Source organism: Rhodococcoides fascians A44A, from assembly GCF_000760735.1.
GTDB lineage: Bacteria > Actinomycetota > Actinomycetes > Mycobacteriales > Mycobacteriaceae > Rhodococcoides > Rhodococcoides fascians_E.
Window position 1 is genome coordinate 676,932 of record NZ_JMEX01000008.1, and the last position, 12,806, is coordinate 689,737.

A 12,806-nucleotide genomic window follows, 5' to 3' on the forward strand; every position below is an offset into this window, starting at 1 on the left:
TCCACTCTTGCGCGATATTCACGGAATCCCGCAAATATCGCGCAAGAGTGGAGCGAAATACTCGGTCTAACCCAGGACCAGTGCGTCGCCGTCTGCCGATACGTTCACCGGCACGACGTCGCCGTCGCGGACATCTCCTGCGAGCAGCAGCTTGGCCAACTGATCACCGATGGCCTGCTGGATCAGCCTGCGCAGCGGACGAGCGCCGTACAACGGGTCGTAGCCCCGAGCTGCCAGCCACAGCTTCGCCGGCGAGGTCACATCGAGCGTGAGCCTGCGAGCTGCGAGCCTGCGGGCCAGGAAGCCGAGCTGGATGTCGACGATCGATTCCAGCTGATCCTCGGAGAGCGAGTCGAACACCACCACGTCGTCGAGGCGGTTGACGAACTCGGGTTTGAACGCGCGCCTGACTGCGTCCATGACCTGGTCCTTCGATCCCCCGGCACCGAGGTTCGACGTCAGGATCAAAATCGTGTTCCTGAAGTCGACCGTGCGCCCTTGCCCGTCGGTGAGCCTGCCTTCGTCGAGCACGGCCAACAGGATGTCGAAGACATCGGGGTGAGCCTTCTCGACTTCGTCGAACAGAATCACGCTGTACGGACGCCTGCGGACGGCTTCGGTGAGTTGACCGCCTGCCTCGTAGCCGACGTAGCCGGGAGGCGCGCCGACGAGTCGAGCTACGGCGTGCTTCTCGCTGTACTCGCTCATGTCGATGCGGACCATGGCGCGCTCGTCGTCGAACAGGAAGTCCGCCAACGCCTTGGCGAGTTCGGTCTTGCCGACACCGGTCGGACCGAGGAACAGGAACGAGCCCGTCGGACGGTTCGGATCGGCGACGCCGGCACGAGCACGACGGACGGCGTCGGACACCGCTTGCACGGCGTCCTTCTGCCCGACGACGCGCTTGCCCAACTCGTCTTCCATCCGCAGCAGCTTCGCGGTTTCACCCTCGAGCATGCGGCCTGCAGGAATGCCGGTCCAGGCTGCGACGACGTCGGCGACATCGTCTGGACCGACCTCTTCCTTGAGCATGACGTCGTCCTGCGCCGGAGTTGCCTGTGTCTTCTCGGCAAGCTCCTTCTCGAGCGTCGGGATGCGGCCGTACCGAAGTTCGGCTGCCTTGCCCAGATCTCCGTCGCGTTCGGCACGCTCGGATTCACCGCGCAGGTTCTCGAGCTCTTCCTTGAGGACGCGAACCGAATCGATGGCGTTCTTCTCGTTCTGCCAGCGGGTGCTCAACTGGTTGAGCTTTTCCTGGCCGTCGGCCAGTTCCGCGCGCAGCTTCTCGAGACGAGCCTTCGACGCATCGTCGGTCTCCTTCTCGAGCGCCATCTCCTCGATCTCGAGTCGCCGGACGGCTCGTTCGACCTCGTCGATTTCGACGGGACGCGAGTCGATCTCCATGCGGAGACGCGACGCGGCCTCGTCGACCAGGTCGATTGCCTTGTCCGGCAGGAACCTCGACGTGATGTAGCGGTCGGACAGAGTGGCGGCGGAGACGAGCGCGGAGTCCGTGATGCGCACACCGTGGTGCACCTCGTAGCGCTCCTTGAGTCCACGCAGGATGCCGACGGTGTCCTCGACGGAGGGTTCGCCGACGTAGACCTGCTGGAATCGACGCTCGAGCGCTGCGTCCTTCTCGATGTACTTGCGGTACTCCTCCAACGTGGTCGCACCGACGAGCCGCAGTTCACCGCGCGCGAGCATCGGTTTGATCATGTTGCCCGCGTCCATCGCGGACTCCCCGGTCGCGCCAGCTCCGACGATGGTGTGGAGCTCGTCGATGAACGTGATGACCTGGCCGGCCGAGTTCTTGATGTCGTCGAGCACGGCCTTGAGCCGCTCCTCGAATTCACCGCGATACTTCGCACCGGCGACCATCGAGCCGAGGTCGAGCGAGACGACGGTCTTGCCGCGCAAGCTTTCCGGCACGTCGCCGGCGATGATGCGCTGCGCGAGACCTTCGACGATGGCGGTCTTGCCGACGCCGGGCTCACCGATGAGAACCGGGTTGTTCTTGGTGCGGCGGGACAGTACCTGTACGACGCGACGAATTTCGGTGTCGCGGCCGATGACCGGATCGAGCTGACCTTCGCGGGCCCGGGCGGTCAGGTCGGTGCTGTACTTCTCGAGCGCCTGGTAGGTGCTCTCGGGATCGGCGCTGGTGACGCGCGCGCTGCCGCGGACCGTCTGGAAGGCGTCGCGCAGGTCGTTCGGTCCGGCGCCGTGGCCGGTCAGGAGCTTGGCGACGTCGCTGCCACCCGTCGCGAGTCCGACCATGAGGTGCTCGGTGGAGACGTACTCGTCGTCGAGTTCGGTAGCGAGGTTCTGGGCAGCCGTGATGGCCGCCAGCGCTTCGCGACCGAGTTGCGGAGTCGTTGTCGATCCGGTTGCCGACGGGAGTCGATCGACCAGGGTGCGAGCTTCACCGCGCACCGTCGCAGGATCGACGCCGACAGCCTTCAACAGGGGGGAGGCGATGCCGTCGGTCTGATCGAGCAACGCCACCAACAAATGGGCCGGACGGATGTCCGGGTTTCCGGCCGCGGATGCGGCCTGCAGAGCGGCGCTGAGTGCGGCCTGCGTTTTCGTGGTGGGGGTGAAACTGTCCACCGGTCACCTGCTTTCTGCTGGGAGAAAATTTGATGTCGGTGGGTACAACGTACCAAGACTTGAGTCTGTTCCGCTCAAGTCTGATTTTCTCAGTTTTCTTCTGTGGCCAGTGGTGTGTAATCGGGATACCCTCGGGCGGTCTACTTTGGAACCGTCTAGCTGCGGCGGAGGTTGATCGATGCTCGATGCACGGGCGATCTCCCTGGTTCGTGCCGGTTTCAAGTCCGTTCTGGCCGCTGAGAACGGTCCGGCGCTTCTCGCACGGTCCTTCTACGCCCAGCTGTTCGTCGACCATCCGGAGTTCCGGGCGTTCTTCCCGGCGTCGATGGACCAGCAACGCGACCATTTCGTCCGTGCGCTGGCCTACATCTTCGACAATCTCGACAAGAACGAGCGCGTCGAGTCGTTCCTCCAGCAACTTGGCCGAGACCACCGCAAGCACGGCGTCGACGGCACCCACTTCCGAGCGGGTGCCTCGGCCCTGATCTCGGCGTTCCGCAACTTCGTCGGCAACGAGGTGTGGACGGACGAAGTCGAGGACGCCTGGCATCGGACGCTAGCGCTCGTCACCGACAACATGGCCGTTGCGGCGGACTCGGACGAATTGCCCCCGTACTGGGGCGCCACGATCGTCGAGCATCAACGGGTGCTCGACGATCTGGCGATCATTCGCCTCCAACTGGACGAGGGCATTCACTACTACCCGGGTCAGTACGTGAGCGTGCAGATTCCGCAACGCCCCAAACTCTGGCGGTACCTGTCGCCGGCGATTCCGTGTAATCCGCAGGGCGAGATCGAGTTTCACGTTCGGCGGGTGTCCGGCGGCTGGGCGTCCCCCGCCATGGTGACCGAGTCGGTCGTCGGCGATCGATGGGCCGTCAGCCCTCCCTTGGGTGGATTGCAGATCGACCGAGGAATCGCCGAGGACGTGCTGATGATCGCAGGCGGCACCGGCCTGGCGCCGCTCCGTGCTCAGGTGATGGACATGGCTCGACGCAGCCACAACCCGCGAGTGCACCTGTTCGTCGGGGGCACGTATCCCCGGGATCTGTACGACGCCGAGACCCTGTGGCAGCTGTCGCTGTCCAACCCGTGGTTGACGGTGGTTCCGGTGACCGAGGAGGACGAGAATCCGTGGTGGCATTCCGGTCCGACGCCGGAACTGCCGTGGGGCATGCATCATCGGCTGCACGGGTCCATCGGGAAGGTCGTCACGCAGTTCGGCTCGTGGGCGGACAGGCAGATCCAGATTTGTGGTTCGCCGTCGATGGTGCGGACGACGCTCTACGCATTGCGGAAGGTCGGCACCCCGATGGAACACGTGCAGCACGATCCGCTGTGAGCAGTTAACGCTCGGCAAACGGCCTGCGCTCGAACCCGTGCCTCGTCGATCGTTCGAATGACGTGGTCGATGGCGGGGCCGCGCCGGGCTCCGCATTTCTCCGGTCGTCCGATCCGAAAGCAACACGTTCTACCGTTCGTCGCGCCGAAACAGCCAGTCGGCCTGGAATGTGGTTACCTACTCGTTATCGTTTCCGGGCCGCGTCGAAGACGGCCCGGTCATACCGAGAAGGGTGAGAGTAGATCCCGATGCCTGCAGACTTCGCGGCACGGTTGAACAGTCTGTTCAACACGGTGCATCCACCTGGCCGTAAGCCCCACACCAATGCAGAAGTCGCCGATGCGCTCGCCGAGCACGGCCACCAGATCTCCAAGCCGTACATCTCGCAGCTGCGTTCCGGTCAGCGGACGAATCCGTCGAACGACACCGTTGCTGCACTCGCCCGGTTCTTCAAGGTGAAGCCGGATTACTTCTTCAACGACATCTACGCGCGCAAGATCGATCACGACCTCGAGTTGGTGACTCAGCTCGAAGGCTATGGCCTCAAGCGTCTGTCGGCGCGTGCGTTCGATCTGTCCGAGGAGTCACAGAATCTACTGAGCTCGATGGCCGAAAAATTGCGTGCCAGTGAGGGGCTTCCGGAGATTCCTCCGGACAGCACGCGTTGACTCGGCCGATAACCGGGCAGTAACTGCAGCCAGACGATCAGGGGGATGACACGCGGTGATCTTGATTCTCTTCGCGGGAGGAACAGCTCTCGCGGTGTCGATTCTGCTCACCCCGATGCTGATCCGGCAGTTCTCGAAGCAGGGCTTCGGCCAAGAGATTCGGCTGGAAGGACCGGCGAGCCATCAGTCGAAGCGCGGAACACCGACGATGGGCGGCGTCGCGATCCTCGTCGCGCTGTGGGTCGGATACGGCGGGGCGCACGTGGTCGGCATCGCATACGACGGCGGGGGCCCTTCGGCGTCGGCCTTGCTCGTCCTGGGTCTGACGACGGCCCTCGGCATCGTCGGTTTCGTCGACGACTACACGAGCCTGCGAAACAAGAGGAACCTCGGACTCACCGCGCGCGCCAAGTACGTCGGCCAGATCGGCGCTGCGGTCGTGTTCGCGCTTCTCGTCCTTCGCTTTCCGGACAGCAACGCAGTGACGCCCGGCAGCCGAAACCTGTCCTATGTCCGCGACTTCGCCATCGTGTACATGCCGACCCTGTTGTTCGTCGGCTTCATCTGTGTCCTGGTCGTGGCCTGGTCGAATGCGGTGAATCTGACCGACGGGCTCGACGGCCTTGCCGCGGGATCGATGGCGCTGGCCCTGGGGGCCTACACCGTCGTCACGTTCTGGCAGTACCGGCAGTCCTGCAGCACCGACCCACGCGTCGGGTGTTACGACGTGCGGGATCCTCTCGATCTCGCGATCGTCTGTGCCGCCGCGGCCGGTGCGTGCATCGGCTTCCTGTGGTGGAACGCCGCGCCCGCGAAGATCTTCATGGGTGACACGGGATCGCTCGCTCTCGGCGGTCTGCTCGCGGGTCTGTCCGTGGTCACCAAGACCGAGCTGCTCGCCGTTGCGATCGGCGCGTTGTTCGTTGTCGAGGCTGCGTCCGTCGTCATCCAGGTCGCGATCTTCCGCACCAACGGTGTTCGGGTCTTCCGTATGGCACCGATCCATCATCACTTCGAGCTCGCGAGTTGGCCGGAGACCACCGTCATCATCCGGCTGTGGTTGATGGCAGCCATCGCCTCGGCACTCGGTATGGGTCTGTTCTACAGCGAGTACCTCTCGGCGGTCGGCTGATATCGATCAGCCGGCGGCTTTCGCTGCGATCCGCGCCTGAACTTCCGGGCGACGCAGCGGCGGAACCGTCGGTGGCGGCTGGCGACGCTCGGGAAGCGCGTCGAGCAGTCTGTGAGTGGTCGCGGTGACCTCGGCAACTGCGAGCTCGAATGCATCGCGGGTGGCGTCGGACGTTTTCTGAACGCCACTGACCTTACGGACGTACTGCCGGGCCGCAGCCTCGATCTCCTCGTCCGTCGCGTGCGGTTCCAGCCCGCGCAGGGTGGTGATGTTTCGGCACATACCAGCCACGATAGACTTTTCCGCCGGTCTTCACGTCCTGAGCAGCCCGTCGAGTGCACGCAGGCACAGCGCCTTGACCTCGTCCTCGCTGATGGATCGGCGATCGAGCCAGTCCATGCAGACCGCACGCACGAACGACACCCAACCACGCAGTGCCGTCCGGGTGATCTCGTCCTCGCGAATCTCGGCGGGCAGCGCGGCCAGAATCCGCTGCTGCTGCACTTCCAGTTCGTCGGCGAGGATGGCCTGGATTTCCGCGTCGCCCAGCATGGCACCGCGGTTGATGGCCCGGACGCCGTGTTCGTGCTCGACGGTGTAGCGAATGTAGGCGTCGAGGCCGGCCGCGACCTGATCCGCCACCGGCAGTGACGTGTCCGGCGCGGTCGTGTCGAGGATGCGCGCGGACTCGACCTTCAAGATCTCCGCGAAGAAATCTCGCTTCGACGCGAAGTAGTGGTACATCAGGCCCCGGGACACTCCGGCGAGGTCGGCGACCTCCTCGATCCACACCTCGTCGTAGGGCCTGTCGGCGAACAGCTTCGACCCGATGTCGAGTAGTTGCGCGCGCCGCAGGTCAGGGGAGAGTCGTTTTCGAACGCCGTTCATCACCCAGGATGCTACTTGACACGAGTTCAGTAGCGAGTACGTTCACTGTTGTATCCGAGTTCAGTAACGAGCGAAGAGGTCGCACATGGTCGTCGACGTCGGAGTACGCAGCGCAGCTCTCCCCCACCCGCCCCGACGCCTGCCCGTCCTGGGCGACGTCGTCGGCGCCCACGCGTCGAGGCCGGTCCAGGACTCGATGGCACTCGCCGCCCGGCTCGGCCCGATCTTCGAGCGGGTCGTCCTCGGTCGCCGCTACGTGCTCGTCTCCGGCGCCGACCTCGCGGGGGAACTGTGCGACGAGTCCAGATTCGTCAAGCACGTGTCCCCCGCGATCGAAGGTCTCAGATCAGTCGGCGGTGACGGACTGTTCACTGCCTATTCTCATGAACCGAACTGGCAGAAGGCACACGACCTCCTGCGCCCCGCGTTCGCTCAGAGCGCCATGCGCGGATACCACGACATCATGCTCGCCGTTGCGTCCGAGCTTGCGGCACACTGGCGTTCGCAGACCTCCGTCGACGTCTCCTCGGACATGACGAAGCTGACGCTGGACACCATCGGACGCACCGGGTTCAGCTACGGTTTCGATTCCTTCAGCCGAAGCAAGCCCCACCCATTCGTCGACGCGATGGTCGGCGTGCTCTCGCACAATCAGCGTCGCGAGATCGTTCCCATCCCCTGGTTGGCGAACCTCGTCTTCAAGAAAGCCGACCGGCGCAACCTCGCGAATCAGCGTTACCTCGAACAGGTCCTCGACGACATCGTGCGCACCCGCCGCGACGAACGTTCCGACCCGGGCGCCCATGCAGATCTGCTCGAGATCATGCTGGACGCCGCGCGGGATTCCGGGAACCCGAATGCGCTGAGCGAAGTGAACATTCGCCAGCAGATACTGACCTTTCTGATCGCAGGCCACGAGACCACCTCGGGGGCATTGTCGTTCGCCCTCTACTACCTCGCGAACAATCCGCACGTACTGGACGCCGCACGCGCGGAGGTCGACGAAGTCTGGGGCGGTGAAGCACCGTCGTTCGAGCAGGTACCCAAGCTGCGCTACGTCCGGCGAGTACTGGACGAGACCCTGCGGCTGTGGCCGACAGCACCTGCCTTCGCGCGGGAAGCTCGGGAGGACACCGTCATCGGCGGTGTACACGAGATGAAGCAGGGCGATTGGGCGTTCGTGCTGATTCCCGGGTTGCATCGCGACCCGGTCTGGGGTGAGAACCCCGAAGTGTTCGATCCCGATCGCTTCGTCTCGGCCGAGGTGCGCTCACGCCCGGGCCACGTCTACAAGCCCTGGGGCACCGGCGAACGCGCCTGCATCGGAAGGCAGTTCGCGATCCACGAGGCCGTCCTCGTACTCGGTACGTTGCTGCAGCACTTCGATTTCCAGGCAGATCCGACGTATCGCCTGAAGGTCGAGGAGCGGCTGACGCTGATGCCGAAGGATTTCCGGCTGACGGTGTCAATCCGGAAGTAGCGGCACGGACAGTCCGGAGTCGCGGCCCAGCAACACCCCGCGGGTCAGTGCCTTCTTCCCGAATTTGCTGTGCACACCGTCGAGAGCGATGTCCAACGCCGATGCGCTCGGTGCGCCCTGCACCCCGCTGCGCGGTGGCGCATCGAACTGCAGCTCGAGCTGCTCGGCGCCCGTGCGCTCGATGTTCGCGACGGTCACCCCGACCAGCGTGATGCCCTGATCGGCGATCAGAGGCGCAGCCTCACGCAGCAACGCGAGGGCGGCATCGAGAATGTCCCGAGTGTCCGCTGTTGCCCGGTTCAGTGTGTGCGAGCGCGTGATCTTGGTGAAGTCCGCGAACCGGAGCCGCAGAACGACCGTGCGGCCGGTCCGCTCGGCGGCACGCATCCGCTGCGTCACGCGGTCCACCAGAGCGATGAGCGAGGCCTCGACGTCCTTCGGTGACGTCGGACCACGCCCGAGTGCATGCTGGGCGCCGATCGAGCTGCGTCCACGGTAGGTCTGCACGCGTCGGGGATCGCGGTTGTTGGCCAACGAGTACAGGTGATGCCCCGCGCCCTTCCCCAGAATCGACACGATCGATGCCTCGGACTGCGCGGCGATGTCACCGACGGTCACGATGTCGAAGGCATGCAGCTTCTCCGCCGTCACCTTCCCCACGCCCCACAACCGCTCGATCTTCAGAGGGTGCAGGAACTCGAGCTCACGTCCCGGCTCGACGAGCAGGAGGCCGTCGGGCTTGCCGACTGCGCTGGCGACCTTCGCGAGGAACTTGGTGCTCGCGATGCCGACCGTGATGGGCAGCCCTACCTTCTCCTTGACCTCGCGTCTGAGCCGCTGCGCCACCTGCACCGGAGTGCCGCGGATCTTTCCCAGACCGGTGACGTCGAGAAACGCCTCGTCCACCGAGATCCCCTCGACGAGCGGGGTGGTGTCGCGGAAGATCTCGAAGACGGCCTTGCTCGCCTCGATGTAGGCGTCCATCCGGGGAGGAACGACGACGGCGTCGCGGCACAGTGCCCGGGCCTGCGACCCACTCATCGGGGTACGCACTCCGAAGGCCTTCGCCTCGTAGCTTGCCGCGAGCACGACACCGCCGCCCACGAGGACTGGTCGTCCTCTCAGGCGCGGGTCGTCCCTCTGCTCGACCGACGCGTAGAACGAGTCGAGATCGGCATGCATGATCACGAACATATGTTCGCACGCCGGTCCGACAAGTGCGGATTTTTCTCAGGCGGTGACGTGGTGGATGTAGCACCAGCGCCAGTTCTCGCCTGGTTCGGCGGACTCCATGACGGGGTGCGTCGTGGCATGGAAGTGCGCCGTCGCATGTCGCTTGGGCGACGAGTCGCAGCAGGCGACGTTGCCGCATTCGAGGCATTGCCGAAGGGCGACCCATTCCGTCCCCTCGCGGATGCATTCATGGCACGTACCGTCGGACACGTTCTCCGCCACCGGGTATCGGTCCAGTTCCTCGCACCCCGCCCCGGGATGGACGCGCCGCGCGTTGGACACCTTGATCTCGCTGCGGTCCTCACCCGCGATGTCGATCATCGACTCCTCGACGTCGAGCATGGCGAGAACCTCGCCGACCACCTCGGACGGAACGGTGCCGGTGCTTCTGATCTCCAGGATCCGCGCGCGCTCGGCCTCGATCATCGTCAGGCGAACCCGCGCGTACAGCTCGCTCGGGGTCTCCTGTTCGGCGGTGGTACCCAGCCGTTCCCACGCCGAGAAATTCCGCTGCTCGACGCGTTGGCGGACCAGGGCTTCCACTCCGTGCGGGTCGTCGTACTCGAGCTCGTCCAGTGCCTTCTCCCCGGCCTTCGACGCCTGCTGCAGCAGGGTCGCCCGCGCCAACGCGTCGTCCATCGGGTCCGGCGACGGCACCTTCAACAGACGAGCGAGGACCGGCAACGTGAGGCCCTGCACGAACAGGGTTCCTGCCACCACGGTGAATGCGATCAACAGCAGGATTTCGCGGTACTCGGTCCCCAACGGGATCACGAACGCGGCGGCCAGCGTCACCACTCCGCGCATGCCGGCCCACCCGATCAGGAGCGTGTAGCGCCAGGACGGGACCACACCGGTCGACGCGTCGGCGCCGGGGTGAATCAGCGCGAAGCGCGCGACGAACACCCACACCATGCGGATCGCGATGACGCCGACGAGTGTCGCGGCGCAGACGGCAATGATCGTCGTCGCGGGCAGAGCACTGGTCCCGACGTCGCGGAGCAGCCACGACGCTTGCAGACCGATCAACAGGAAGACGGCGTTCTCGAGGATGTAGGCGATGGTTCGCCAGTTGATTCGCTCGGCGATTCGAGACTGCGCGGACTGCAGAATGGGCGCCTTGTGCCCCAGCAGAAGCCCGGCGACGACGACGGCGAGCACACCCGACGCGTGCACCTCCTCGGCGAGGAGGTACGCGGCGAACGGGACGATGAACGAAATGGCGGTGTCGAGAACAGGATTGGTCAATCGCCGACGCAGTTTCGCGACGATCACGAAGGTCACCAGACCGATGGCCACGCCCCCGCCTGCGGCCACGAGGAAGTCCAGTCCGACCCGACCGACGTGGACCGAATGTCCGAGGGCGAAGATCGCCGTGCTCAGCGCGACCAACGCGGTGGCGTCGTTGAGCAGGGACTCCCCTTCGAGAATGGTGACGACGCGACGAGGCAGTCCGATGCGGCGGCCGATCGCAGTGGCTGCGACGGCGTCCGGAGGCGCGACGACGGCACCGATCGCCAACGCCGCCGGCCACGAGATGCCGGGGAGGAGTGCATGTACGACGGCGCCGATGCCGAAGGTCGTCGCGATCACCAGAACGATCGACAGCAGCAGGATCGACCGTCGGTTGGCATTGAAGTCGACCAACGACGATTGAATTGCCGTGGCGTACAGCAGCGGCGGCAGCAGTCCGAGAAGCACCACCTCCGGTTCGAGGTGGATCTCGGGGACTCCGGGAACGTACGACGCCGCAGCCCCCACGAGAATCAGCAGCAGGGGCGCCGGGACGTCGAGTCGTTCGGCGAGTGCCGCGACCGCGAGGACACCGATCGCGAGCACGACGAGCAGGACAGCAATCTCCATGAGGAGATTGTGCTCCCGGCGTCGTCGTCCGTCAGACGCGGTCCAGGCGCTGCACGTAGTGCAGTGGTGGGTCGATCGGATTGTCCGCGTCGAGCTGCGCTTCGCCGATACGGCGAAACCCGGCCTTCTCCAACGCTCGCCACGACTGACGGTTGCCCGCGACGACCGGAACGATGATGCTGTTCGACGAGGGATAGGCCCGGAAGGTGTCCTCCGCGAACGCCGCGATCAGTCGCGTTCCTCGGCCTCGATGGATCTCGGACACCTCACCGATGAGGTAGTCGATCGTGGTGGCCTCGGGCGGCATGTCGATGTACGCGGCGATCGCCGCGAGGTCTTCGGGGTAGTCGGCCCATCTGCAGCGTTGAACCAGCGCGAACGGCGCGCCGTCCTCGAAGGCCAGCAGATCCTGCGCAGGCTCCTCGCCGCGCGCCACGGGACCGAAGTCTCGTTCCACCGCGGCGACGGAGGAGTCCTGATTCCACCACCGCGCAACGTGGGGATGCGACAGCCACTGCCCGATCAGCGGGAAGTCCGCGTCGACGACGCGTCGGAACGTGATCACGAACCGTGACGGTAATCCGAACTCGTCGCCGACGCCATGGATTATGCGTCCGCAGGTTCAGGTGAGCTTGTTCGCGCTCTCGATGGACTCCGCCAGCTGCCGGAGCCAGTCGGCGTACTCGGCGTAGGTGTTGGGGCGCTTGTCGTCCCAGTCGAGGACCTGGCCGGCCGCTACTGCGGGCAGAGACCGGTAGATCACCGAGTCGGCGAGGATCGGTTTGCTCGCCGGGTATTCGAGGACGATGTCGGCCGGGTACTGCGGCACGTTCTCCCAGCTCACCGTCGACCACGGGCCGTCGGCTTCCGGGCCGGCGAGGGTCAGACCGAGCTCGCGCAGCAGTTTCAGTACGACGAGGTTCTCGGTGCCGATGTAGATACCGTCGGTGTCGACGTTCAGGGGCATGACCGTCAGCCCCGGCTTGGCCGACACTGCGTCCTTCACCCGTTGCTTCGCTGCCTCGAAGTCCTCACGGTCCGCCGCGATCTCGGGGCTGTCGACGTCGGCGCCGAGAGCCTCGGCGATGGATCGGTACTGGTCGAGCGACTCGTCGATCGACAGACTGACGTCGACTCCGAGAAACGGTGCCACAGCGGCGATCTGCTCGGCCTGTGCGGCGTCCCACCACGTCCAGGACTGCGGCGCAGTCTTCTTCGCGTACCCGATGATCACGTCGGGATCCAGCGCTGCAGCTGCTTCGGTGTCGAACACCGAGTCGGTGCCGATGACGGTCATCCGATCGGCTTCGGCAGTGCCGAGCGCGGATCCGTCGGCCAGTCCGAATCCGAACACACCGTCCGGGCGGATGCCGTAGTCCCATAGCGCGGCAGCACTGTACGCGTCGACGACGATTGTGTCCGGCGGTGAATCCGCCGTCACGGTGTTGCCGAATGCGGTTGTGTAGTTCCAGGATTCGGTGGATTGCGGTTCGTCCCCGGAAGTGGTCGAGCAACCGGCGGCGAGGGCGAGTACTGCCACAGCGGAGGTGGCGCGAACGATAGCTTTGTTGAACACGCAAGCAAAGC

Annotated in this window: 11 protein-coding genes; 4 read left to right on the top strand and 7 right to left on the bottom strand. The window is 65.1% G+C overall.

Annotated features, from left to right (window positions below):
- Positions 1-66 precede the first annotated feature (66 nt).
- Positions 67-2,613 (bottom strand): ATP-dependent chaperone ClpB, encoded by a 2,547-nt coding sequence (clpB, locus tag BH95_RS15515; RefSeq protein WP_037183014.1) that lies wholly within the window; start codon positions 2,611-2,613, stop codon positions 67-69.
- 178 nt (positions 2,614-2,791) lie between these two features.
- Between clpB and BH95_RS15520 the strand changes: the two genes are divergently transcribed.
- The 3 genes from BH95_RS15520 (at position 2,792) to mraY (ending at position 5,755) form a co-directional block, all read left to right on the top strand.
- Positions 2,792-3,955, top strand: a complete 1,164-nt coding sequence (locus BH95_RS15520; protein WP_037183017.1) for a globin domain-containing protein — start codon at positions 2,792-2,794, stop codon at positions 3,953-3,955.
- Between the two features lie 248 nt (positions 3,956-4,203).
- Positions 4,204-4,623 (top strand): helix-turn-helix domain-containing protein, encoded by a 420-nt coding sequence (locus tag BH95_RS15525; protein ID WP_019663116.1) that lies wholly within the window; start codon positions 4,204-4,206, stop codon positions 4,621-4,623.
- 55 nt (positions 4,624-4,678) lie between these two features.
- Positions 4,679-5,755: a phospho-N-acetylmuramoyl-pentapeptide-transferase gene (mraY, locus tag BH95_RS15530; protein ID WP_019663115.1), complete on the top strand. Its 1,077-nt coding sequence runs from the start codon at positions 4,679-4,681 to the stop codon at positions 5,753-5,755.
- A gap of 6 nt (positions 5,756-5,761) precedes the next feature.
- Here mraY and BH95_RS15535 read toward each other — a convergent pair whose 3' ends face one another.
- Together BH95_RS15535 and BH95_RS15540 are read right to left on the bottom strand one after the other, a co-directional pair.
- Positions 5,762-6,037, bottom strand: a complete 276-nt coding sequence (locus BH95_RS15535) for a DUF2277 domain-containing protein (RefSeq protein ID WP_019663114.1) — start codon at positions 6,035-6,037, stop codon at positions 5,762-5,764.
- Between the two features lie 30 nt (positions 6,038-6,067).
- On the bottom strand, positions 6,068-6,643 hold the full coding sequence (locus tag BH95_RS15540; protein ID WP_019663113.1) for a TetR/AcrR family transcriptional regulator: 576 nt from the start codon (positions 6,641-6,643) through the stop codon (positions 6,068-6,070).
- 85 nt (positions 6,644-6,728) lie between these two features.
- On the opposite strand from BH95_RS15540, the gene BH95_RS15545 reads away from it, so the two are divergent.
- Positions 6,729-8,123, top strand: coding sequence for a cytochrome P450 (locus tag BH95_RS15545; protein WP_019663112.1), 1,395 nt, complete (start codon positions 6,729-6,731; stop codon positions 8,121-8,123).
- Here the strand turns inward: BH95_RS15545 and dinB are convergent.
- From dinB to BH95_RS15565, 4 genes are read right to left on the bottom strand one after another with little or no spacing between them, the layout of a single operon-like run.
- Entirely contained in the window at positions 8,109-9,317 is a 1,209-nt protein-coding gene (gene dinB / locus BH95_RS15550) for a DNA polymerase IV (RefSeq protein WP_019663111.1), read from the bottom strand. The genes BH95_RS15545 and dinB overlap by 15 nt on opposite strands.
- Positions 9,318-9,353: 36 nt before the next feature.
- Positions 9,354-11,219: a Na+/H+ antiporter gene (locus BH95_RS15555; RefSeq protein WP_037143430.1), complete on the bottom strand. Its 1,866-nt coding sequence runs from the start codon at positions 11,217-11,219 to the stop codon at positions 9,354-9,356.
- A gap of 31 nt (positions 11,220-11,250) precedes the next feature.
- Positions 11,251-11,784, bottom strand: coding sequence for a GNAT family N-acetyltransferase (locus BH95_RS15560; RefSeq protein ID WP_019663109.1), 534 nt, complete (start codon positions 11,782-11,784; stop codon positions 11,251-11,253).
- A 57-nt stretch (positions 11,785-11,841) separates the two neighbouring features.
- Positions 11,842-12,795 carry an ABC transporter substrate-binding protein gene (locus BH95_RS15565; RefSeq protein WP_244164980.1) on the bottom strand — a complete coding sequence of 318 codons (954 nt, stop codon included), beginning with the start codon at positions 12,793-12,795 and terminating at the stop codon, positions 11,842-11,844.
- Positions 12,796-12,806: the final 11 nt, after the last annotated feature.